Annotated in this window: 21 protein-coding genes; 10 read left to right on the top strand and 11 right to left on the bottom strand. The window is 64.1% G+C overall.

The window, feature by feature from the left end; all coding sequences use genetic code 11:
- Positions 1-146: 146 nt before the first annotated feature.
- The 3 genes from AAE027_RS17575 to AAE027_RS17565 all read right to left on the bottom strand — a co-directional run bounded on the left by AAE027_RS17575 (position 147) and on the right by AAE027_RS17565 (position 2015).
- A complete protein-coding gene (locus tag AAE027_RS17575; protein WP_370987777.1) occupies positions 147-512 on the bottom strand; it encodes a nuclear transport factor 2 family protein in 366 nt (121 codons plus the stop codon).
- Between the two features lie 114 nt (positions 513-626).
- Complete coding sequence (locus AAE027_RS17570) at positions 627-977, bottom strand: RidA family protein (RefSeq protein WP_027575148.1); 351 nt, start codon at positions 975-977, stop codon at positions 627-629.
- A 114-nt stretch (positions 978-1091) separates the two neighbouring features.
- The gene (locus AAE027_RS17565; RefSeq protein ID WP_370988009.1) at positions 1092-2015 is read right to left on the bottom strand and encodes a CE1 family esterase; all 924 of its coding nucleotides are present in this window, start codon (positions 2013-2015) and stop codon (positions 1092-1094) included.
- Positions 2016-2227: 212 nt separating this feature from the next.
- On the opposite strand from AAE027_RS17565, the gene AAE027_RS17560 reads away from it, so the two are divergent.
- The 3 genes from AAE027_RS17560 to AAE027_RS17550 all read left to right on the top strand — a co-directional run bounded on the left by AAE027_RS17560 (position 2228) and on the right by AAE027_RS17550 (position 6200).
- A complete protein-coding gene (locus tag AAE027_RS17560; protein WP_370987779.1) occupies positions 2228-3232 on the top strand; it encodes a PAS domain-containing protein in 1005 nt (334 codons plus the stop codon).
- 514 nt (positions 3233-3746) lie between these two features.
- Positions 3747-5852: a methyl-accepting chemotaxis protein gene (locus AAE027_RS17555; RefSeq protein ID WP_370987780.1), complete on the top strand. Its 2106-nt coding sequence runs from the start codon at positions 3747-3749 to the stop codon at positions 5850-5852.
- Positions 5853-5897: 45 nt separating this feature from the next.
- Complete coding sequence (locus AAE027_RS17550) at positions 5898-6200, top strand: hypothetical protein (RefSeq protein ID WP_370987781.1); 303 nt, start codon at positions 5898-5900, stop codon at positions 6198-6200.
- Positions 6201-6237: 37 nt separating this feature from the next.
- Here AAE027_RS17550 and AAE027_RS17545 read toward each other — a convergent pair whose 3' ends face one another.
- Entirely contained in the window at positions 6238-7896 is a 1659-nt protein-coding gene (locus AAE027_RS17545; protein WP_370987782.1) for an FAD-binding dehydrogenase, read from the bottom strand.
- Positions 7897-8160: 264 nt separating this feature from the next.
- On the opposite strand from AAE027_RS17545, the gene AAE027_RS17540 reads away from it, so the two are divergent.
- The 5 genes from AAE027_RS17540 to AAE027_RS17520 all read left to right on the top strand — a co-directional run bounded on the left by AAE027_RS17540 (position 8161) and on the right by AAE027_RS17520 (position 12650).
- On the top strand, positions 8161-8682 hold the full coding sequence (locus AAE027_RS17540; RefSeq protein ID WP_370987783.1) for a Clp protease/crotonase-like domain-containing protein: 522 nt from the start codon (positions 8161-8163) through the stop codon (positions 8680-8682).
- Between the two features lie 110 nt (positions 8683-8792).
- Positions 8793-8987, top strand: a complete 195-nt coding sequence (locus AAE027_RS17535) for a hypothetical protein (RefSeq protein ID WP_370987784.1) — start codon at positions 8793-8795, stop codon at positions 8985-8987.
- Positions 8988-9010: 23 nt separating this feature from the next.
- Positions 9011-9601 carry an SCO family protein gene (locus AAE027_RS17530; protein ID WP_370987785.1) on the top strand — a complete coding sequence of 197 codons (591 nt, stop codon included), beginning with the start codon at positions 9011-9013 and terminating at the stop codon, positions 9599-9601.
- 239 nt (positions 9602-9840) lie between these two features.
- Positions 9841-10776, top strand: coding sequence for a transporter substrate-binding domain-containing protein (locus tag AAE027_RS17525; RefSeq protein WP_370987786.1), 936 nt, complete (start codon positions 9841-9843; stop codon positions 10774-10776).
- A 230-nt stretch (positions 10777-11006) separates the two neighbouring features.
- On the top strand, positions 11007-12650 hold the full coding sequence (locus AAE027_RS17520; protein WP_370987787.1) for a lysine--tRNA ligase: 1644 nt from the start codon (positions 11007-11009) through the stop codon (positions 12648-12650).
- Positions 12651-12923: 273 nt separating this feature from the next.
- On the opposite strand, the gene AAE027_RS17515 is transcribed toward AAE027_RS17520, so the two are convergent.
- A complete protein-coding gene (locus AAE027_RS17515) occupies positions 12924-13676 on the bottom strand; it encodes a carbonic anhydrase (RefSeq protein ID WP_370988010.1) in 753 nt (250 codons plus the stop codon).
- A gap of 117 nt (positions 13677-13793) precedes the next feature.
- Positions 13794-14447, bottom strand: coding sequence for a S24 family peptidase (locus AAE027_RS17510; RefSeq protein ID WP_370987788.1), 654 nt, complete (start codon positions 14445-14447; stop codon positions 13794-13796).
- Between the two features lie 295 nt (positions 14448-14742).
- Here AAE027_RS17510 and AAE027_RS17505 point away from each other — a divergent pair, with 295 nt between their 5' ends.
- Positions 14743-15087: a DUF952 domain-containing protein gene (locus AAE027_RS17505; protein WP_091885138.1), complete on the top strand. Its 345-nt coding sequence runs from the start codon at positions 14743-14745 to the stop codon at positions 15085-15087.
- Complete coding sequence (locus tag AAE027_RS17500; RefSeq protein WP_370987789.1) at positions 15084-16181, top strand: quinone-dependent dihydroorotate dehydrogenase; 1098 nt, start codon at positions 15084-15086, stop codon at positions 16179-16181. The genes AAE027_RS17505 and AAE027_RS17500 overlap by 4 nt, the downstream gene beginning before the upstream one ends.
- 100 nt (positions 16182-16281) lie before the next feature.
- Here the strand turns inward: AAE027_RS17500 and AAE027_RS17495 are convergent, their stop codons facing one another.
- The 5 genes from AAE027_RS17495 to AAE027_RS17475 all read right to left on the bottom strand — a co-directional run bounded on the left by AAE027_RS17495 (position 16282) and on the right by AAE027_RS17475 (position 21782).
- A complete protein-coding gene (locus AAE027_RS17495; RefSeq protein WP_370987790.1) occupies positions 16282-17607 on the bottom strand; it encodes an MATE family efflux transporter in 1326 nt (441 codons plus the stop codon).
- A gap of 1 nt (position 17608) precedes the next feature.
- Complete coding sequence (locus AAE027_RS17490; RefSeq protein WP_370987791.1) at positions 17609-18343, bottom strand: MBL fold metallo-hydrolase; 735 nt, start codon at positions 18341-18343, stop codon at positions 17609-17611.
- A gap of 98 nt (positions 18344-18441) precedes the next feature.
- Positions 18442-18747: a DUF6460 domain-containing protein gene (locus AAE027_RS17485; protein WP_091885415.1), complete on the bottom strand. Its 306-nt coding sequence runs from the start codon at positions 18745-18747 to the stop codon at positions 18442-18444.
- Between the two features lie 339 nt (positions 18748-19086).
- Positions 19087-20748, bottom strand: a complete 1662-nt coding sequence (locus AAE027_RS17480; protein ID WP_370987792.1) for a cisplatin damage response ATP-dependent DNA ligase — start codon at positions 20746-20748, stop codon at positions 19087-19089.
- Entirely contained in the window at positions 20745-21782 is a 1038-nt protein-coding gene (locus AAE027_RS17475) for a ligase-associated DNA damage response exonuclease (RefSeq protein WP_370988011.1), read from the bottom strand. Before AAE027_RS17475 ends, AAE027_RS17480 begins: the two co-directional genes overlap by 4 nt.
- Between the last annotated feature and the right edge of the window lie 111 nt (positions 21783-21893).

The raw sequence follows: 21893 nt of genomic DNA, 5'->3' as shown, positions 1-21893 counted from the left end.
GTCGATCGCGCGCAGCGCGAGCGGGGTGGGGTGATCTCTCCACTCGGGCACCGCTGCCGTGGAGAGACTGTCACCCCACCCCGTCTCACATTTTCGCTGCGCTCAATGTGAGCCGACCCTCCCCCTCCAGGGGAGGCTAAGAGACCTCACGCCCCCGCGGGCACTTGATCCAAGAATCCTGTCACGCTCCTGATCTGGCCGTCCTTCAGCACGGCGAAGTCCGTCCCCTTGATCGGGCTGTCGACGCCGTCAGGACCAAGTCCCCACGAGAAGCGCACATGGTCGCCGTAGCCGTTGGGCTCGCCGATCAGCTTGAATCTGAAATCGGGAAAGCGCTGCTGCACACCGGCGATCAGCGCGTCGATGCCGTCCTGGCCATCGCCCTTCATCAGGGGATCGACATAGTTCGCATCCGCCGTCCAGTTCGCGCGGAGCAGCTCGCGGCGGCGGCCGGCGGCGCGTTCGTTCCAGAGCTCGATGTAGCGGCGGGCGATGGTGACGGGGTCGGTCATGGTACTCTCCTTCGATGGCGCCGTGTTGTCCGGCTGACCGCGACTATCGAAGGAATGCGCGCGCCGATCGATTACCTGGGAGGTCATCGGCGCACGCATAATCTCATGCGGGCGTCACTTCGCCGCGGTCACCATGATCTCGACGGTGTATTGCGGCGCCGCCAGCTTGGCTTCGACAGTGGCGCGGGCCGGCGTATTGCCTGGCGAGACCCAGGCGTCCCACACCGCGTTCATCTCGCCGAACGTCTTCATGTCGGTGATGTAGATCGTGGCCGAGAGCAGCTTCGATTTGTCGGTGCCGGCCTTGGCGAGGTGACCGTCGATGGTTGCCAGGATGTCCTGGGTCTGTTTCGTCACGCTTTCGCCGGCGGCCTTGTTCGCGACGACGCCGGCGAGATAGACGGTGTTGCCGTGCACGACGACCTGGCTCATGCGCGGGCCGGTTTCAAAACGCTGAATGCTCATTTGGGGTCTCCTGGTGGAAGGGCGGCCCTGTCTAGCCCAGCGACCCGCCCTCTGCCACCCCAGGCACGCATGCGTTGCCAGGCACGCATGCGTTGCCTGCGCGCGATGCGCCGCTCAGCGAAATTGGCTGAAGAAAGCCCAGATCGTCTCGGCGCCGTCGATGTCGCTGTTCTGCGGGCCGAGCAGTTTGGTCGCGACTTTCGGGAAACGCGCGTCCGGTGCAAATCCGGGCATACGGTGGCCGCCATGGTTGATGCGATAGAGCACGACGTCGTGCCCTGTCGGACAGCGCGAACTGATCCGCGTCACGGTGGACTGGTCTGCGGGCGCCCTGTCGGGCATATCGGTCACCCCGGCGTCATCGGTCTCACAGCCATTGAGGCTGCGCCAGAATGCCAGCGTCTCGTCCGTCGACCAGAACCCGTCTGCGGCATAATAGCTCGATCCGCGCCCGCCCTCATAGGGCACCAGCGGATCGGCGGTGCCGTTCATGAGCAGCATCGGCAACGGGCGCGACGGATGGCAGGTCACGGCGGCCTCTTCAGTGAGGTTCATGATCACGCTCGCGCCCGCCGCAAACAAATCGGCGCGAGCACAAACCAGCGTCATCACCATGGCGCCGCCATTGGAGATGCCGGTGACATAAACGCGCTTCGCATCGGCCGTGCCGTCGGCCACCAGCTTCTCGACCAGCTTTGCGATGAACGCGACGTCATCGGTGTCATCGGGTGGGCCGCGGAGCGCGGGTCCCGCCTTGGTCCTCGCATCGGCCCAGGCATGGTTGAGCCCGTCCGGAAAGACGACCGCAAGCCCCTCGCGCTTGGCAAGCTGCGGCCACGCCGTCCGCGCGACCATGTCGGCACCGCGCTGGGTCTTGCCATGCAGCACGATGACGAGCGGTGCCGGCTTTTTCGCCGGCAGCTGCGCGGTGTAGGAGCGCTTCACGCCGTTGACGTCGATCGTTTCGGCCGACGCAGGAGAGAAGCAGCAGATCACGGCCAGCCAGAACGGGGCAACGTGCAAGGCGGGTCGTATCATCCAGGCCATGATCGGTACCATCGATAGCGTCTAGCCGCTTCGACGCACGTAACCAAATTCAAGATCTCGGCGCGACCTTCGACCGCATGTATATATACCGCTGGATTGCACAAATATCTTGCAGCAATCGCGAATTGAGCTGCGTCAACGAGCGGAAGTGAGATAGACTGCAATTAATAGATGAGATTTAATTTTCACGACAGGAGGCTGAATTGCGCCACCTGGAAAACTACCTCGACCCTTCAGAGATACTTCGTCTTTTTGAAGAAAAATTTGGGACTGGCGTCTGGCGCTGCGATGCCGAAGGCCGGATGCAGTGGTCGCGTGGCTTCTACGGCCTGCTGGGCCTCGATCCCCAAGCCGTCGCGCCCAGCTATGCGGAAATCGAGAGACGAATTCATCCGGAGGATCGCCGTCCGCAGCGCGATCCACGCGAATTGGCCTTCGACCGGTCTTTGCTCGACGGCGAGTTTCGCATCATCCGGCCGAATCGTGCACTGCGCTGGATCCGTATCCAGTCCGAGACTTTTTTGAACTCCGCCGGCGAGCCGGAATGCGTGGTCGGCGTCGCCATCGACATCACCGAACAACGCAGCTCGCTGCAGCCTCTCAAGACAGATGCAGGTCGCTACGCGGCGATGATGCAGGTCGCCGGCGGATTGCTGTGGGTCGGCAGTCAGGACGGCCGGATTACTGCGCTCTTGAATGCGGAGAACAAGCCGGACGCGCACCGGTTCTTCGGCAAGGGCTGGGTCGATCTGCTCCCCGAAGAGGAACGCGAAGCGGCTTTGCGGATCTGGGCGGCTGCTGCCCAAACGGGAGAGCTCTACGATGTCGAGCATAGGCTACGCCAGTCCGACGGCTCTTATCGCTGGTATCATTGCAGGGCTGTGCCGGTCCCGGATGCGAATGGCGGTATTCGGGAATGGTTGGGAATCTCCACGGACGTGCACGAGGATCGACTCTCGATCGAACAGGCAGCGCCGTCGAGATTGACGGGGGCGCAATTGCGCGCGGCCCGCGGCATGCTGAACTGGTCGGTGAAACAGCTCGCCGCGCGGACCGGGATTTCTGCTGCCGTGATTCGCCGGCTTGAGGAGCAGAACGGTCTCTTGCGACTGCCCGACGAGACATTGACGATTGTTTGCGACGCACTCTCGTCTGCGGGCATTGAGCTTATCTTCGGAGCCGGAAAACCTGGCGTGAGGCCAAGATGATCGTCAAGCAGCCAATCGCGGCAGCCATCTTTTTTGCGCAGATCGAGTGAGATCGGGTCCGCTTCGCACCAGTTTTGATGTTGGCGCAGCGCTCTGTCGATTGAGAGACAACAAAATCCTGGCAAGGCCTCGCACTTTAATTCCGGCTGCAGAAGTAGCGCGCAATTTTTGCTCGCTGAGAGACCTCGCGAACAAATTTTTCTTAATGCCGCGATAAGCAATTTTTGGTCACCTTACCCGCACACGTCCAAGTCAGAGTCGGCAGGACGTGAAACTGACGGTAGTAGCGGGGTAACGGGGCGCTGCATCATCGTCCGGATTGTTCTAGCGGCACGCGCTTCGACCGATCCGGGATCATTGCCAGCCGGGCGCGCCAATGCGCCACGATCGGAATGATGGGGCATCGCCCGATCTGGTCATGTCAAACGATCGTATCCGTCTGCGGCATCGTCCGCGCAGGGATTTTTATGCGACGTCTTAGGCCATGGCGGCCATAGCTTCGGAGTGTTTGCCAATGTCTTATTTCAAATTTCGTATCGGTGGCCGGTTGATTGCCGGATTTGCTGCAGTCTGCGCCATCATCGCCCTTTCCGCCGGCTACACCATGTTCGAGGTCGGGCGCATTTCAACGACGGTCAATCGCATGACGAACCTGCGCACGCCGGTCGCGCTGGCGAGCACCGAGCTGATCGGCAATCTCTATTCCACGCTCGCGACCCTGCGCGGCTATTTGCTGAGCGGGAATCCGCAAGGCAAGCTCGATCGCATGTCAATGTGGAAGGAGATGGATAGGACTGTAGCTGCGTTCGAAGAGCAGGCGGCGCAATTCACCAATCCCGAGAACAGGCAAAAATGGGAGCAAGCCAAGCTGCTGCTCGCCGAGTTTCGTGCGGCGCAGGACAAGGCCGAAGCGATCGCTTTCACCCCTGACGCCTATCCGGCGACCAAGCTCATGGTCGGCGAGGCCGGCCCGCGCGCAGACGTGATCTTCTCCGAGATCACGAAGATGATCGATCAGGAGGAAGCACAGGAAGCTACGCCAGAACGGAAGAAGTTGCTTAAGGCGATGGCCGACACGCGGGGTAATTTTGCCGCTGCCACGGCCCTGCTCCGGATGTACCTGCTCTCGGGCGAAAAGACCGACAAGGAAAAATTCGGAAGGCCGTGGGAGGCATTTGAGAAAGGCTATGCGGGAGTCAATGCGCGAAAGGACCTGCTCACTCCTTCGCAACAGGCGTCCTTCGACAAGATCGCAAAGGCGAAAAGCGAGTTCGCGCCCCTCTATGAAAGGATCTTCGCGCTTCGCGAGTCCCCGGACTGGAACGCGCCGGTTTATCTGCTGGTGACCGAAGCCGCGCCACGCGCCGCAAGGATTCTCGACCTGCTCGACGGGCCCAAGGGCGTCGACGGCACCCGCTCGGGAGGCATCAAGTCTAATCAGAAGCGGATGCTCGTCGAGGAGACGCGCGGCGTGCAGGACAGCATCTCGCTGCTGAAGCTGGTCCTGTGGACTCTGTTGGCCGCGGGAGTCGGCCTCGGCGGGACAATCGCATTGTTCACGTCCCGCTCGATCGCCGCCCCGATCCGGGGAATGACCTTTGCTATGGGCAAGCTCGCCGGCGGCGACACCTCCACGAACGTTCCCTGCGTGGGCCGCACCGACGAGGTCGGCGAGATGGCCAATGCGGTCCAGGTGTTCAAAGACAATATGATCGAGGCCGATCGTCTGCGCGCCGAGCAGGCACAGACGGAGGCTCGCGCGGCCGCTCAACGCAAAGCCGACATGCACAGGCTCGCGGGTCAGTTCGAGGACGCGGTCGGCGACATCGTGAAGACGCTGTCGTCCTCATCGACCGAGCTCGAAGCGGCGGCCCGGACCCTGAGCAAGACCGCGGAGAACACCCAGGAGCTCTCGAGCGTTGTCTCTACCGCGTCCGAGGAAGCGTCGACCAATGTTCAATCGGTTGCCTCCGCCACCGAAGAGATGAGCTCATCCGTGACCGAAATCGGCCGCCAAGTGCAGGACGCCGCAAGAATTGCCGGCGCGGCGGTGGAGCAGGCGCAGAGGACCAATGATCGGGTCAACAAGCTGTCGCAGGCGGCCACCCGCATCGGCGACGTCGTCGAACTCATCAACACGATCGCGGGGCAGACCAATCTGCTCGCTCTGAACGCCACGATCGAAGCGGCGCGAGCCGGCGAAGCCGGGCGCGGCTTTGCCGTGGTTGCGTCCGAGGTCAAGGCGCTGGCCGAGCAGACAGCGAAGGCAACCGGAGAGATCGGTCACCAGATTGCCGACATTCAGGCCGCCACCCAGGAATCGGTGATCGCGATCAAGGAGATCAGCGGAACAATCGGCAGGATCTCGGAGATTTCTTCGGCGATCGCCTCGGCGGTCGAAGAGCAAGGAGCGGCGACGCAGGAGATTGCCCGCAACATCCAGCAGGCGGCGCAAGGCACCGACCAGGTCGCAGCCAACATCAGCGATGTGAAGCACGGGGCGGCGGAGACTGGTTCGGCTTCAACCCAGGTGCTTGCCTCGGCGCAAATGCTGTCGAAGGACAGCGCGCGATTGCACTCCGAGGTCGAGCAGTTCCTGACCACCGTGCGCGCAGCCTGACCCGAAGAGACGAGGTGCCCTACGAGTATCGCATGGGGGAACGCGATGGCCGATCGAACCACACAAGAATCGCTCGCGGGCGCGGTCGATAACGTCATCGCGTTGCCGCTCAACCAAACCAGCCTGGTCGCCAACACCAGCAGAGACCGCAAATCGCTGCAGCAAAGCATCGCGACGATGCAGCAATGTCTCAGGGCGCTCGGCGACTTTGTCCGAAATCTCGATGACGGGCCGGAAGCCAAGAGACTTCGAGTCCACATGGCCGAGCTGAACGAGCTGTTGTCTCTGCGGCTCGATCAGCTCTCGCTGACCGAACGCTTGTTGCAGGACTTGCTTCGCCGCGGCTGAGGCGGGTGCGCCGCCGCGCACCCGCCAGCCTCGTCGGTCACCCCACCGCCTTCGCCGCGGAGCGGCCGGCATTGCGCCCCGAGAACAGGCAGCCGCCGAGGAAAGTGCCCTCCAGTGAGCGGTAGCCGTGCACGCCGCCGCCGCCGAAGCCGGCGGCTTCGCCGACCGCATAGAGGCCGGGGATGACGCTGCCCTCTTCCCCGAACACGCGCGATTCGAGATCGGTCTCGAAGCCGCCCAGCGTCTTGCGGGTGAGGATGTTGAGCTTCACCGCGATCAGCGGCCCATGCGCGGGATCGAGGATTCTGTGCGGGGAGGCGGTGCGGATCAGCTTGTCGCCGATATAGCGGCGCGCATTGTGGATGTTCATCACCTGCGCGTCCTTGACGTAGGGGTTGGCGATCTCGCGGTCGCGCGCTTCGATTTGCATCCTGATGTGCTCGAGCCTGAGGAGATCGCTGCCGGCGAGCTCGTTCATGGCTGCAACGAGCTCATCGAGCTTGTCGCGCACGATGAAGTCGACACCGTGGCTTTTGAACGCCTCTACCGGCGCCGGCGCCCCCTTGTTGGTGGCGCGGCGCAAGGTCATGCGCCAGCTCTTGCCGGTGAGGTCGGGGTTCTGCTCCGAGCCCGACAGCGCAAACTCCTTCTTGATGATGCTCTGCGTCAGGATGAACCAGGAATAATCATAGCCCGTCGACATGATGTATTTGAGCTGGCCGAGCGTGTCGGAGCCGGGGAATAGCGGCGCCGGCAGCCGCGTGCCCGTGGCGTCGAACCACATCGAGGACGGGCCGGGCAGGATGCGGATGCCGTGGCGCGGCCAGATGGGATTCCAGTTCTGAATGCCCTCGACGTAATGCCACATGCGGTCGCGATTGATCAGTCGCGCGCCAGCCTTTTCCGTGATGCCGATCATGCGGCCATCGACATGCTCGGGCACGCCCGAGATCATGAATTTCGGCGGCTCGCCGAGCCGCTTCGGCCAGTTCTGCCGCACCAGCTCATGATTGCCGCCGATGCCGCCGGAGGCGACGATCACGGCTTGCGCTTTCAACGCAAACTCGCCGACGACGTTGCGTGACGAGCTCTTGCCCCGCTCGATAGTGTCGGGGGCGAGAACGGCGCCGCTGACGCCATCCACGGTGCCGTTAGTGATGGAGAGCGCATCGACGCGATGGCGGAACCTGAAGGTCAGTCGGCCGCTTCGGGCCGCTTCGCGCGCGCGGCGCGCGAATGGCTCGACGATGCCGGGGCCGGTGCCCCAGGTCACATGGAAGCGCGGCACCGAATTACCGTGGCCCATCGCGTCATACCCGCCGCGCTCGGCCCAGCCCACCACGGGAAAGATGCGATGGCCCATGGCGCGCAGCCAATCGCGCTTCTCGCCGGCCGCGAACGCCACATAGGCCTCGGCCCATTGCCGCGGCCAGAAATCCTCGTCGCGGTCGAAGCCGGCGGTGCCGATCCAGTCCTGGAGCGCGAGCTCGTAGGAATCCTTGATGCCGAGCCGGCGCTGCTCCGGCGAATCGACCAGGAACAATCCGCCGAACGACCAGAATGCCTGGCCGCCGAGCGACTGCTCGCCCTCCTGGTCGACCACGATCACGCGCTTGCCTGCGTCCGCGATCTCGGTTGCGGCTACGAGGCCCGATAGTCCCGCGCCGACCACGATAACGTCAGTTTCTTCCGCCATGTATTTCCCCCTCCACGGGTTCCCCCCGGTAGTTACCCGGATTGAAGCCAGCGGTTGCAACTGAGATCAAGGGTGCGGCCCGTAAGACAACATTAACTTGTTCCACTTCGGGATAGAGACCAGCCGAGTGCAGCGCGGACGCAACAGTGTATTTGAATTTGTTTTGACTGAGCCGACGCGCCTAGACAAAATTGCAGAGTCGACAGACGCTAGCCGTGCATCACCACTGACACGCAGATTCGAATCCGACTGGGGCGGGGAACAATGAAGTTTCTGACGGGGTTGCTTGCGGCGATTCTCCTGATCGCCGGCATGGGGGCTTCTCACGCAGTGGTTCGTATCGCGGATGACCGCGGCGGCAGGATCGGAACCTACGTCGACAGGTACCAGGACCTGCGTCAGTCAGGCGAAACCGTCATTATCGACGGCCTCTGCGCCTCCGCCTGCACCATCGTCCTCGGCGCCATCCCACGCGACCGCATCTGCGTGACCTCGCATGCAACGCTCGGTTTCCACGCCGCCTGGGATTTCGGCAGCAATGGCCGCGCCGTCACCAATCCCGAAGCGACCCAGATGCTCTATGCGATGTATCCCTCGCAAGTGAGGCGCTGGATCGGCCAGCGGGGCGGGCTGACCCCACGCATGCTCTTCCTGAGGGGCAAGCAGCTCGAGGCCATGTACAAGCCCTGCTACCTGGACGCGCAAGCCTCGAGCAACAGGCCGTCGCGCCGATCTCTCCCACAAGCGGAGCAACTCGAATCCGCTCGGGGCCAACTGCTTCACTGATCTTCGCAGCATGATGGGATCGTTTTGGGCCGACGCGGGCGTCTTGTCCGCGGGCGGCCCAAAGCCTATCTGAAAGCCTGGGAACCGGGGCCTTCGCCCCGATCATTGCCATGGCTCAACCACTGCATCCGGTCCATCCGTTACAGGACAATTCGCCCAATGCCGGCCGGATGCCGTCCGTGCTGCTGTGGGCGGGCGCAGGTCTCGGCGCGCTGGTCGTGGTCGCCGCCCTCGCGCTCTGGTTCCATTACGGCACCCAGGTGTTCTTCGAAATGATCAGGACCGGCTTCGCCGCCTGCTTCTGATCCCGATAGGAAGTGTTCCGCCAATGAGCTCCATCGCCCGTCCGCTGGTGATCGCAACTGCCTTCGCCGTAAGCCTCATTGTCGGGCTGCTGATCATGTTCTGGGCCATGGGTGGCGTGAGCAAGGTGGCGCAACCGGCGGCGATCGGCGGTCCCTTCCAGCTCACCGACCAGAACGGCAAGGCCGTCACCGACAAGACCCTGAAGGGCAAGCCGACCCTGATCTTCTTCGGCTACACCCATTGTCCCGACGTCTGCCCGACCTCGTTGTTCGAGATCTCGGAAGTGCTGCGTGCGATGGGCAAGGAGGCCGACAAGGTCAATGCCATCTTCATCTCGGTCGACCCCGAGCGCGACACGCCGGCGGCGATGAAGGACTATCTGACGAGCTTCGATCCGCATCTTGAGGGCCTCTCCGGCGATCCCGCCGAGGTCGCCAAGGTGATCACGTCCTACCGTGTCTACGCCAAGAAGGTCCCGACCAAGGACGGCGATTACACCATGGACCACACCGCGCTGGTCTATCTAATGGACCGCGACGGCCGCTTCGTCTCGCCGTTCAATTTGAAGCGGACGCCTGAAGAGGCCGCGACCGAGCTGAAGCGGTATCTCTGAGAAGAGCTCGACCGAGCGGCGAACTCCGCTGCACCTCTCCCGCTTGCGGGAGGTCGCGCCGAAGGCGCGGGTGAGGGTTCTCTCCTCTTGGGGGTTCTCGCCCAGAGGAGGCACCCTCTCCCCGACCCTCCCCCGCTTGCGGGGGAGGGAGCGCAACCAGCCACAATCGGCGCTCGCGTTCCGGGCCGAATGGTCTATAAGGCCCTCCGATCTCAACGCAATTCGTTCATTTCCGGCCGATGGCTCCATCGCAACAGGCGAAATCGTCGAAATCTGCCCGTGGTTTGCTGATGGGGCTGGCCATCGGTGCTTGCCTGCTCGCAGGGCTCGGCGCCACGAACGCCCAGACACCAGCCAAGCGGCCACCCACGGCGCCCCAGGCCACGTCGCAAACCGCACCCCAGGCCGCCCCACAGGCCGTGCCGGGCTTCTGGGACCCACGGCGCCGGCCGGAGCGGCCGGACCTGTCGCGCCTGACCGTGATCCGCTTCCTGACCGAGACCGACTATCCGCCGTTCAACTTCACCGGCGCCGACGGCAATCCGGCCGGCTTCAACGTCGATCTCGCACGCAGCCTATGCGACGAGATCAAGGTCACCTGCACGGTGCAGATGCGCCGCTTCGAGACGCTGGTCGACGCGCTCACCTCCAACCGCGGCGATGCCATCATCGCCTCGATGGCCGTGAGCCCACAGCTTCGCGCCCGCGTCGATTTCACCGATCCCTATTACCGGGTGCCGGCGCGTTTCGTCTCGCGCAAGGACGCAGTGATGCCGGAGATCCGTCCCGAATATCTCGAAGGCAAGAAGGTCGGCGTCATCGCCGGCTCCGCGCACGAGGCGTATCTCAAGACGATGTTCACCGACGCCGAGCTGCATGCCTATCCCAATGACGATGCGCTCCGCAGCGCTTTACGCAAGGGCGAAGTTGATTTCATCTTCGGCGACGCCATCTCGCTCGCGTTCTGGATCAACGGCACCGATTCCGGCGATTGCTGCGCCTTCTCCGGCGGCCCCTTCGTCGAGAGCCGCTTCTTCGGCGAGGGCATCGGCATCGCCGTGCGCAAGGGCAACGACGTGCTGCGCCAGGCCCTGAACTGGGCCCTGTTCCGCGTCTGGGAAAAAGGCCGCTACACCGATCTGTGGCTGCGGTATTTTTCGGTGAGCCCGTTTTAGCTCCTTGTTCGCCTCTCCCCGCGTGCGGGGAGAGGCCGGAATTTGCGAGAGCAAATTCCGGGTGAGGGGGACTCTCCGCGAGTCCAATTCTCACCGTGATCGCGGAAGCAGCCCCTCACCCCAACCCTCTCCCCGTAAGAACGGGGAGAGGGAGTAAGCGCGGCGACAGCCGCACGAACTTTTGCATTCTGCCCGGAAATCGCTATTTTCCGCGGCCCGGAGGCCCCCTGATGTCCGTTATCGATCTTGCTGCGAACCCGAGCGACCTGCGTGCGCTCGCCGAACAATCCAACGCCTGGCCGTTCGAGCAGGCGAAGGCCATTGTCGCGCGGCTGAAGAAAAGCCCGAAGGACGAGGTGCTGTTCGAGACTGGCTACGGTCCCTCCGGCCTGCCGCATATCGGCACGTTCGGCGAGGTCGCGCGCACCTCGATGGTGCGGCACGCCTTCCGCGTGCTGACCGAAGACAAGATCAAGACGCGCCTGCTCGCCTTCTCCGACGACATGGACGGCTTCCGCAAGGTGCCCGACAACGTCCCCAACAAGGACATGCTGGCCGCGCATCTCGGCAAGCCGCTGACGCGGGTGCCGGATCCGTTCTCCAACGAACACCCGTCGTTCGGGCATCACAACAATGCGCGCCTGCGTGCCTTCCTCGATCATTTCGGCTTCGACTACGAGTTCGCCAGCTCGACCGACTACTACACATCGGGCCGCTTCGATGCGACGCTGCTCAAGATGCTGGCCGCCTACGACAAGATCATGGCCATCATCCTGCCGACACTCGGCCCCGATCGCCGCGCCACCTATTCGCCGTTCCTGCCGATCAGCAGGACGACCGGCGTCGTGCTGCAAGTGCCGATGATCCGCCGCGACGTCGCAGCCGGCACGGTGACCTATGTCGACCCCGATACCAACCAGGAAGTCGAGACGTCCGTGACCGGCGGCAACGTCAAATGCCAATGGAAGGCGGATTGGGCGATGCGCTGGGTCGCGCTCGGCGTCGACTACGAGATGGCCGGAAAGGACCTGATCGATTCGGTGAAGCTGTCCGGCGCGATCGCCAGGGCGCTTGGCGCCACACCGCCGGAAGGCTTCAACTACGAGCTCTTCCTCGACGAGAAGGGCCAGAAGATCTCGAAGTCGAAGGGCAATGGCCTCACCATCGACGAATGGCTACGCTACGCCTCGCCGGAATCGCTGTCGCTGTTCATGTATCGCGAGCCGAAGGCGGCCAAGCGGCTGTATTTCGACGTCATCCCGCGCAATGTCGACGATTACCAGCAATTCATCGACGGCTTTGCCAAGCAGGACGGCAAGCAGCAGCTCGGCAATCCGGTCTGGCACATCCACAACGGCAAGCCGCCGAAGGGCGACATGCCAGTGACGTTCCAGCTCTTGCTCACGCTGGTGTCGTCGTCGAACGCGGAGAATGCCGAGACGCTGTGGGGTTTTATTGGCCGCTACCGCCCCGGCGTGAGCCCGCAGACGCATCCGAAGCTCGATGCGATGGTCGGCTACGCCATCAACTATTACCGCGACTTCGTCGCGCCAACGAAGCAGTTCCGCGTGCCCACGGACACAGAGCGCGCCGCGCTCCAGGACCTGCGCGATGCGCTGTCGCAACTGCCGCAGGATGCCTCGGCCGAGGACATCCAGAACGTCGTCTACGAGGTCGGCCGCCGCGAGCCGTTCCTCGATCAGGTCAAGAAGGGCAAGGATGGCCGTCCCGGCGTCACGCTCGACTGGTTCAACATGCTCTACCAGGTGCTGCTCGGCCAGGAGAAGGGCCCGCGCTTCGGCTCCTTCGTCGCGGTGTACGGCATCCAGAATGCGGTGAACATGATCGACGGTGCGCTGGCGCGAAGCGCGTGAGAAAACTGTAGCCCGGATGGAGCGCAGCGAAATCCGGGGTCTTCACGCGCGGCACCAGTGGTCCTGGATTACGCTTGCCGCTCCATCCGGGCTACGCGTTTGCGTTATTGGCGCAACTCACTTTCCCAGCGTCGTCCTGGCGAAAGCCAGGACCCATAACCACCATCGGGTGTGTTACGGGGACTCGGAGTTGCCAACTTGCACAGCGACTTCTTCCTGGGGTAATGGGTCCTGGCTTTCGCCAGGACGACGTCGATAAGTAGTTTCCTCCGCTCAGATCGAGCGCAGCACGTAACGCCGGTTGTCCTTCTGCACCGGGCGCGCGTTCATCGGATAGAGTTTTGCGAACGCGGCGACATCGGCGGCTGACACCTGGATCGGGTCGGTCAGCAGCAGCCATTCGACCACCTCCGAGCAGGGCGGCGTCGTCAGCGAGCCGGGATAGCGGAAATAGCTGAGCCGCTGCGGCAGCATGGCGTGAGGATCGATGGTCGCATCGGCCTTCACCGCGGGACCTTCGGCGGCCGGCATGGTCTTGACGATCTTGCTGAAGGCTGCGTTCGGCCTGCCTTCGGCCATCAGCACGCCGATCACGGCGAGCCCGCCGGCATCGTTGCGATGGACGAAATGTGCCTCCATCGGAAAATTCTTGCCGCCGATCATGTGCTCGCTGGGCCGGTGGAAGTGCACCTGAAGCAGCTTGTACTTGACGTTGCCGAGCATGAGCGTGCTGCCTTCGCCGAAGTTGAGCTGGATCGTGTGCCCGTTGTTGACGATGGTGTCGGCGCTCTTGGCCCAGTTCAGCTTCAGAACGGGCAATTGCGACTTGATCGCCCCCTCGATGTCGATCGGCGATTGCTGCAGGCCGATCGCGCAGGCCTTGTTGGCCGCGTCGAGATCGCCCCATTTGGCCGGACCGCCGGCGCCCTCATAGCTCCAATGCACGCCTTCGGCGGCGAAGGCCGGCTTGCAGAGCGGACAAAGCGCGAGACCCGCCAGGGCCTTCAATGCGTGACGGCGATTCATCATATTCCCCCGAGATGAATTTGATCGGCAATCGGTGCGCAACCTATGCGAGAGGGCCGGTGAGTCGCAAGGTCGCCCGCGGCGCATCGCCCGGTCACCACGCCGGGCGGGACGCAATCACTGGCTCGCCCAGACGATCCGCGCGATCCAGGCGACGTCGCTCATCGCGATCGTCCGCTCCGTCCGTGACGCATCGAGCGGCTGCAAGTCCAGCGCCTTCGCCGTGCGGCGCTTCAGCGTCGCGACCGTCACCTCGCCCGCTTTGGTCTTCACCACCATGCGATCGCCTTTGCGGATCGGCGTGCCGGGCGAGATCAGGATGACGTCGCCGTTGCGATAGGCAGGCTGTAGCGCATCGCCGGAAATCTCCAGCGCAAAGGCGTGGCCGTCCTCGGCGGTGGGAAGGGCGATTTCGGTCCAGCCCTTGCCGGATGGAACGCCGGATTCGTCGAAAGCGCCACTGGCACCAGCGAGTGCGAAGCTGAGCAGCGGCACCGAGCGATCGTCGCCGGCATCGTCGTCGATCAGTCTCGCAAAGCTGTCGATCGAGGAGCCGGCCGCCGCCAGCGCCTTCGCGATCGATTCGGTCGAGGGCCAGCGCTCGCGGCCGTCGGAGGTGACGCGCTTGGACTTGTTGAAGGTGGTGGGATCGAGCCCGGCGCGTTTGGCAAGGCCGGACGGCGACAGCCCGGCGCGCGCAGCCAGCCGATCCAGCGCGCCCCAGATCTGGTCGTGAGTCAGCATCCTCTGCGCTTTGGCCTGTTTGACCATGGAAGGTCCAGCCCGTCGCAACTCAGGAAAACTGTCCTCAAATCAACCGGTTTTCCGTTTCCCGTGCAAGAGGCGGCGGTGAAAAGCGCTTTCAAGCGAAGTGGGGTACCGGTTCGCGTCAAGAAAACGCGTCAAAACGAGAATCCAGAGCCCCGTTCCGATTTCATCGGACCGGAAAAGGCTCTAGGTCTTGAGTTCGGCAGAGGCCGCCTTTACGGTCGCGCCCGGGTTTTCAGGACCCGCGAGAGACGAAAAAACCCAAAAGACTCAAAGAGCAAACAGGGCTGCGTAAGCGGTGGTCAAGATCTACAAAATCTGTCCGGCCTCGGCCTGGCGCGAGGCGGAACGGCAGGGCATCTACCGCGGCAGCGCGGACGATGCGCGCGACGGTTTCATCCATTTCTCGACCGCCGCCCAGGTTCCCGAGACCTTGCGCAAGCACTATGCCGGGCAGCGCGCGCTGTTCCTGGTCGAGGTCGACGGCGATGCGCTCGGCAGCGAATTGCGCTGGGAGCGCTCGCGCAATGACGAACTGTTTCCGCATCTCTATGGCGAGCTCGATCTCGGCGCGGTGATCGCGGTGATGAACCTCAACATCCGCTCCGACGGTAGCCACGATGTTCCGGAGCTGCTGCCGTGATCCGCGCTTTCGACGCCTTTTCGCTACCGGTGCTGCGCTGGCTCGATCCGGAGGATGCGCATCGCCTCGCGATCCAGGGCCTGCGCTTTTTGCCCCCGGTCAAGCCGCGCGCTGACGATCCCAAGCTCGCGATGCGCGCCTTCGGGCTCAACTTCCCCAATCCGATCGGCATGGCCGCGGGCTTCGACAAGAGCGCCGAGGTGCCGGATGCGCTGCTGCGGCTCGGCTTCGGCTTCGTCGAGATCGGCTCGGTGACGCCGAAACCCCAGGCCGGCAATCCGCGGCCGCGGCTGTTCCGTCTGGAGCGCGACGAGGCCGTCATTAACCGCATGGGCTTCAACAATGACGGCGCGGACCTCGCCCTGCGCCGGTTAGCTGCGCGCGCGCAGCATGGCGGCATCGTCGGCGTCAATATCGGCGCCAACAAGGATTCTCCCGATCGCGTCGGCGACTATGTCAAGCTGATCGAGACCTTTGCGCCGGTCGCGAGCTATTTCACCATCAACGTCTCCTCGCCGAACACGCCGGGCCTGCGCAATTTGCAGGAAGGCGCATTGCTCGACGATCTCCTCGCACGCGTGATCGACGCGCGCGAGCGGGTGCGGCAGAAGGCCGGCGACACGCCCGTGCTGCTCAAGATCGCGCCTGACCTCAGCCTCGCTCAGCTCGACGACGTCGTGCAGGTCGCGCGCTCGCGCCGGGTCGACGGCATGATCGTGTCGAACACGACCATCGCGCGGCCGAGCACGCTGCGCGAGGAGATGCGCGCCAGGGAGCAGGGCGGCCTGTCCGGACGGCCGCTATTCCGCCTGTCGACGCGCATGGTCGCGGAGACCTATGTGCGCGTCGAGGGCGCCTTCCCGCTGATCGGTGTCGGCGGCGTCGATTCGGGCGGGGCCGCGCTGACCAAGATTCGCGCCGGTGCCAGCCTGATCCAGCTCTATTCGTCGCTGGTCTACAAGGGTCTCGGTCTCGTCGACGAGATCAAGCGCGATCTGACGTCGACGTTGCTCCGCACGGGGCGGGATTCGCTCTCCGAGATCGTCGGCGCGGATGCCGCGACGCTCACGGCGGAAGACTGGCCGGGGATGTAAGCGAGCTGCGTAGCCCGGATGGAGCGAAGCGCAATCCGGGATCGGCCCACCTACACGAAGACTCCGGATTGCGCTGCGCTCCATCCGGGCTACGATTCTTCTAGCGCTTGGCGAACGTCGCCCTGAACTGCGCCGGATAGCGCGCGGCCTGCAAGCCGCCGCGCGAGACGTAGGACGCCATCAGCGCGATCCACAGTCCGGCATTGCCGAACGATTGCAGCGCCCACCAGGTGCCGAGGAAGATTGCGAGCGAGGCCAGCATCAAATTGCGCATCTCGCGCGCCCAGGTCGCGCCGATATAGATGCCGTCGAAGCCGAAGGCGAAGACGCCGGGTATGGGTGCGAGCACGACGAACGGCAGGAATTCGCGCGCGGTACGGCGGACGTTGTCACTCGCCGTCATGAAATCGATCAAGGCCGGCCCGAACAGCGCGAACAGCACCGCGACGACGACTGCAAAGCCGAGCCCCCACAGCAGCACCAGCCGGGTCGAATCGGCAAATCCTTTTGCATCGCGTGCGCCAAGGGTGCGGCCGCAGAGCTGCTGGGCCGCGTTGGCGAGACCGTCGAGGAAGAAGGCGCTGACCAGCAGGAAGTTGTTGAGCACGGAGTTGGCGGCCAGCGTCACGTCGCCGGCCTGTGCGCCCTTGGCGGTGAAGAACAGGAACGCGGCGATCAGCGCCGCGGTGCGGATCAGGATGTCGGAATTCACCGCCAGCATCCGCACGAGCTTCTCGCGGTCGAGCAGAGTAGCGTACGGCACTGCGAAGCCGCCGTCGGCATAATGGCGGCAGACGATCACGCCGAGAGCGAATCCGACCGCTTCCGACAACAGCGCGGCGATCGCCGCGCCGGCGATGCCTGTGTCGTAGATGAGCACCAGCAGGATCGTGGCCGCCATGTTGACGAGGTTGATGACCACCTGAAGCAACAGCGCTGAATTGGCGCGGGCCTGGCCGATCAGCCAGCCGAGGACGACGTAATTGGCGAGCGCGAACGGCGACGACCAGATCCGGATCTTGAAGTAGGTCTTCGCGGCCCGTGTCACACCCTCGCTGCCGCCCATGAGGTCGAACAGCACTGCGGCCAGCGGCAGCTGCAGTGCGATCAGCGCAGCGCCGATCAGGCCAGCAACGATGAAGCCGCGCGCCAGGATCGCGGTCGGCTCGCGCGTGTCACCCGCGCCCAGCGACTGCGCGGTGAAGGCGAGCGTGCTCATGCGCAGGAAGCCGAACAGCCAGAACAGGCAGTCGAAGATCACTGACGCGATCGCGACGCCGCCGAGCAGGGCGGCATCGTCGAGCCGTCCGATCGCCGTGGTCGAGACCACGCCGATCAGCGGCGTGGTAAGGTTCGCGACCATCGCGGGCCCGGCGATGGCGAACACCTGGCGGGAGCCTATCCTGGGATGAACGGGCGCGTGCATGTCAGAACACGAGCACCATGCCGTCTTCGGCGGCGAGATGCTCGATGTCATCCAGGCGCGACAGCATGTCGTCGCTCATATGGGTGAGCACGAGCCGCTTGGCGCCGATCGCGGGCAGATGTTGTTCCAAGGTCTTCAGGCTGAGATGGTTCTTGATCACCTTCTCGTACATGTAGGCTTCCGCAATGAAAAGGTCCGCGCCATTCGCCAGCGGAATGAGCGTGTCCGTCCATTCGGTATCGGCGCTGTAGGCGAGCGTGCGACCCTCGGCCTCGACGCGATAGGCGAGGAAGGGTCCGCCGGATTCGCCGTGCACGACCGGGTAGGGCGTCACCGTCACCGCGCCAAAACTTTGGCTTTGCTGAGGCGCGAGCTCCACGACATTGAGTTCGAAGCGCTGCTTGGTTTCTGAGGAATGCTCGAACAGAGCCTCCATCACCACACGCAGCCGCGTCGCGATGCCTTGCGGGCCCGCAATCGTCAGCGGCCGCGTCCGCCGCGAGAATTGCGCGTCGAGCAGGAAGAATGGCAGCCCCGCAAAGTGGTCGCCGTGGAAATGCGTGATGAGGATGAGGTCGATGTCGTTGCGGTCGATCTCGAGCCGCTTCAGCGCCGGCAGGGCCGACGCGCCGCAATCGATCAGGAAGTTGGCTTCACGCCCCGAGACGTGGAAGCAGGTATTGAGCCTGCCGCCTGAGCCGAAGGCGTCGCCGCAGCCGACAAAGCGTAATTGCATCGGCTACGGACTCCCTAGAGCATGATCCGGACCCGAAGGGCCGCGTCAGCGCAAAGTGTGAAGCGGTTTTCCGACAAGATCATGCTCAAAAAAATAAGTTACCTGCCGCGCGGCGCGCCGAACACGCGCGAGAGCAGCCAGATCGGAATCACGATGACCGCGCCGAGCAGGAAGTAGCGCCACAGCCAGTTCACGGCATCGAAGCCGAGATCCCAGAGACGCTGGAACAACAGGCGAATGCTGTGGATGATATTCCAGGGGTCGAAGCCGATCGCGGCCAGCACGACGCCGACCAGGATCGAGAGCAGGACCAGGCGAAACGCGACCGCCAGCGGCGTGCCGCCGAGAAAGCGGTTCAGGCCATCGCTGCGGCCGGCCGGCAAATCTCTGACGTCGTGGGCCATCACAAACTCCTTGGGCGGATTCGACCCCATTATAGGGCACGGCGGGGCACATGGGGAACCCGCAACCATGCGTCAATCAGCTTACCGCATTTTAATTCGGGTGAGCACGCCAGAGCTTCGATAGTGGCGCGCGGCTGGCCTCGGGCTCGGTGCGACCTCTCCCGCTCGCGGGAGAGGTCGCGCCCCGGGCGATGCGAAGCATCGTCCCGCGCGCGGGTGAGGGCTCTGTCCTCTTGGGGAATCCCAATGCGGAGACACCCTCACCCCAACCCTCTCCCGCAAGCGGGAGAGGGGGCGCACCTCCGCCTGGGCGCTAAGCGAGCCTCAGTCCAGCACACCTCACGCCTCAATCTCCGCTGGTTCCGCCTTCAACATCCTCGCCAACGTTTCCAGCCGGTCGGCCTCGCGCGGCGGCTTGTCCCAGCGCAGGCGGCTGATGCGGGGAAAGCGCATGGCGACGCCGGATTTGTGCCGCGGCGAGCGCTGGAGCCCTTCGAAAGCGACCTCCAGCACCAACCCCTTGTCCGGCTTGTGCACGACATGGCGGACGGGGCCGAATTTTTCCGTGGTGTTGCGGCGAACGAAGCGGTCGATCTGCAACAACTCCTCGTCGGTGAAGCCGAAATAGGCTTTTCCGACGGGCACCAGCTCGTCACCGCCATCGCCCTCGGTCCAGACGCCAAACGTGTAGTCGGAATAATAGGACGAGCGCTTGCCGTGACCGCGCTGCGCATACATCAGCACGGCGTCGATGATGTGCGGATCGCGCTTCCACTTCCACCATTGGCCCTTCGGCCGCCCCGGAAGATAAGGCGCATCGCGCCGCTTCAGCATCACGCCCTCGACCGCGTCCGCATCCCTGCCGGCGCCGGCACTGGCAGGATCGGCGCGCGCAGCGGTCAGCGCCTCCCAGCTTGCGAACGGGACGGTGGGCGACAGATCGATGCGGGGATCGTCAAGCTTTGCGATGAAGGTCTCCAGCCGCTCGCGCCGTTCCGCGAACGGCAGCTCGCGCAAATCGTTCTCGTCGTCGCCGAGCAAATCGTAGGCGCGCAAGTGGATCGGAAATTCCTTGATCAGCTTCGGCGAGACGACTTTGCGGTTCAGTCGCTGTTGCAGCACGTTGAAGCTCTGCACGCGGCCCTCGCGCAGGATCAGCAGCTCGCCGTCGATCGCGCCGGGCAGGTGCAGCGAGGGGACGAGGTCGGGAAAGCTGCCTGTGATGTCCTCACCGGAGCGCGAATAGAGTCGCGTCGTGATGTGGCCGCGATCATCACGTCCTGCGACGGCTTGCACCCGGATGCCGTCCCATTTCCATTCGGCGATGTAGTCAGCGGGATCGAGTGCAGCGAAATCCATGTCCTCGATTGCGTGCGCCAGCATCACCGGGCGGAACGGCGCGGGATCGCGATTGACCGGCTTTTCGCCGCGGCCTTCCAACCACGCGAACAGGTCGAGATATGGCGGTGAGAGGCCCGGCCAGATCAGCTCGATCTCATGCGGGTCCTTGTCGCCGAGCGCGGCGGCCGCGGTCTTGGCGAGACGCGCGGAGATGCCGATGCGAAGCGCGCCGGTGACGAGCTTCAGCAGCGCCCAGCGGCCGGTCTCATCGAGCTCGTCCAGCCAGCGCTCGAGCTGCTTCGGTAGCTCGATCTTGCCGAGCGTGCGCAGCGTGGTGACGACTTCGGTGAGGGTCGGAGGCGGCGGGTTGTTGTGAGCGGTCATCGCCGCCTTCGGCCACATCAGCGCCACCGTTTCCGAGAGATCGCCGACATAATCGTACGACAATCCAAACAGCACCGGATCGGTGCGCGCCGCGATCAAGTCGCGGATCAACGCAGGCTTGGCGTGCTTGAAGCTGAGCGCGCCGGTGAGCGCGGCCAGTGCATAGCCACGATCGGGATCGCCGACCTCGCGAAAATAGCCGATGATCAGCCGCAGCTTGTTGTTGCGGCCGGGCTCGTAGGCGAGACGGTCCAGAAGCTCGGCGAAGCGGTTCATGCTTCGGCCTCGTCTTGAATTGGCGTCTCGCTCTCCTCCTCGTCGCCATAGCCGACGAGGTCGAGCGGCCGCGCTTTCAGGCCCTTGCTCTGACACCAATGCACCAGCGCATCTTCCTGGCCGTGGGTGACCCAGATCTCGCCGGCGCCGGTCGCGGCGATGGTGGCGGTGAGGCCGTCCCAATCGGCATGGTCGGAGATCACCAGCGGCAGCTCGATGCCGCGCTGCCGCGCGCGGGCGCGCACGCGCATCCACCCCGAGGCAAAGGCGGTGACGGGATCGGGAAAGCGCCGTGTCCAGAGATCGGATGTCGCCGATGGCGGTGCCAGCGTGATGGTGCCGGCGAGCGCCGCTTTCTTCACGCCTTTCGCGGGCCTCAGATCGCCAAGTTCAATGCCGCGGCTCTGATAGTAATGCGTGATCGTCTCCATCGCGCCGTGGAGGTAGATCGGCGCGTCGTAGCCGGCCTGGCGCAGCAGCGCGATCACGCGCTGCGCCTTGCCGAGCGAATAGGCGCCGACGAGATGCGCACGCTCCGGAAACAGCGCGACCGAGGCCAGCAGCTTCTTGACCTCGTCGGCGGCATCGCCATGACGAAACACCGGCAGCCCAAAGGTGGCCTCGGTGATGAAGACGTCGCAGGGCACGAGCTCGAACGGCGTGCAGGTCGGATCGGGCGCGTCCTTGTAGTCGCCGGACGCAACGATGCAGGTGTCCTTGCAGGTCACGGCGATCTGCGCCGAGCCCAGCACGTGTCCGGCCGGGCGAAACTTGATGGTGACGTCGCCGAGCCGGATCTCCTCGCCATAGCGGATCGCTTGCGTCGAGCCGGCAAAATTCTCGCCGTAGCGCAGCCGCATCATGTCCAGGGTTTCCTGCGTCGCCAGCACCGCGCCGTGGCCGGCGCGGGCATGATCGGAATGGCCGTGGGTGATCACGGCCCGCTCGACCGGGCGCACAGGGTCGATATGGAAGCCGCCGGGCTTGCAGCACAGGCCGGCAGCAACTGGCAGCAGGATGTCTTGGGGGCGCATCTTCGCCATATAGGAAGCAGACTCCCCGAATTCACCGGTCATGCGCGGGCTTGACCCGCGCATCCATCTCCCTAAACAGTTCCTTTTTTTGATGGGATTGCCGGGTCAAGC

The organism is Bradyrhizobium sp. DN3 (assembly GCF_041357655.1).
Taxonomy (GTDB): domain Bacteria; phylum Pseudomonadota; class Alphaproteobacteria; order Rhizobiales; family Xanthobacteraceae; genus Bradyrhizobium.
Note: the sequence above shows the minus strand (reverse complement) of the source record. Positions and strands in the feature narration are given on the sequence as shown.

Bases quoted from the DNA above. Each gene is read 5' to 3' on its own strand.
- AAE027_RS17575 (WP_370987777.1), bottom strand. From the start codon at position 512: ATGACCGACCCCGTCACCATCGCCCGCCGCTACATCGAGCTCTGGAAC.
- AAE027_RS17570 (WP_027575148.1), bottom strand. From the start codon at position 977: ATGAGCATTCAGCGTTTTGAAACCGGCCCGCGCATGAGCCAGGTCGTC.
- AAE027_RS17565 (WP_370988009.1), bottom strand. From the start codon at position 2,015: ATGATACGACCCGCCTTGCACGTTGCCCCGTTCTGGCTGGCCGTGATC.
- AAE027_RS17555 (WP_370987780.1), top strand. From the start codon at position 3,747: ATGTCTTATTTCAAATTTCGTATCGGTGGCCGGTTGATTGCCGGATTT.
- AAE027_RS17550 (WP_370987781.1), top strand. From the start codon at position 5,898: ATGGCCGATCGAACCACACAAGAATCGCTCGCGGGCGCGGTCGATAAC.
- AAE027_RS17545 (WP_370987782.1), bottom strand. From the start codon at position 7,896: ATGGCGGAAGAAACTGACGTTATCGTGGTCGGCGCGGGACTATCGGGC.
- AAE027_RS17540 (WP_370987783.1), top strand. From the start codon at position 8,161: ATGAAGTTTCTGACGGGGTTGCTTGCGGCGATTCTCCTGATCGCCGGC.
- AAE027_RS17535 (WP_370987784.1), top strand. From the start codon at position 8,793: ATGGCTCAACCACTGCATCCGGTCCATCCGTTACAGGACAATTCGCCC.
- AAE027_RS17530 (WP_370987785.1), top strand. From the start codon at position 9,011: ATGAGCTCCATCGCCCGTCCGCTGGTGATCGCAACTGCCTTCGCCGTA.
- AAE027_RS17525 (WP_370987786.1), top strand. From the start codon at position 9,841: ATGGCTCCATCGCAACAGGCGAAATCGTCGAAATCTGCCCGTGGTTTG.
- AAE027_RS17520 (WP_370987787.1), top strand. From the start codon at position 11,007: ATGTCCGTTATCGATCTTGCTGCGAACCCGAGCGACCTGCGTGCGCTC.
- AAE027_RS17515 (WP_370988010.1), bottom strand. From the start codon at position 13,676: ATGAATCGCCGTCACGCATTGAAGGCCCTGGCGGGTCTCGCGCTTTGT.
- AAE027_RS17510 (WP_370987788.1), bottom strand. From the start codon at position 14,447: ATGGTCAAACAGGCCAAAGCGCAGAGGATGCTGACTCACGACCAGATC.
- AAE027_RS17495 (WP_370987790.1), bottom strand. From the start codon at position 17,607: ATGCACGCGCCCGTTCATCCCAGGATAGGCTCCCGCCAGGTGTTCGCC.
- AAE027_RS17490 (WP_370987791.1), bottom strand. From the start codon at position 18,343: ATGCAATTACGCTTTGTCGGCTGCGGCGACGCCTTCGGCTCAGGCGGC.
- AAE027_RS17485 (WP_091885415.1), bottom strand. From the start codon at position 18,747: ATGGCCCACGACGTCAGAGATTTGCCGGCCGGCCGCAGCGATGGCCTG.
- AAE027_RS17480 (WP_370987792.1), bottom strand. From the start codon at position 20,748: ATGAACCGCTTCGCCGAGCTTCTGGACCGTCTCGCCTACGAGCCCGGC.
- AAE027_RS17475 (WP_370988011.1), bottom strand. From the start codon at position 21,782: ATGCGCCCCCAAGACATCCTGCTGCCAGTTGCTGCCGGCCTGTGCTGC.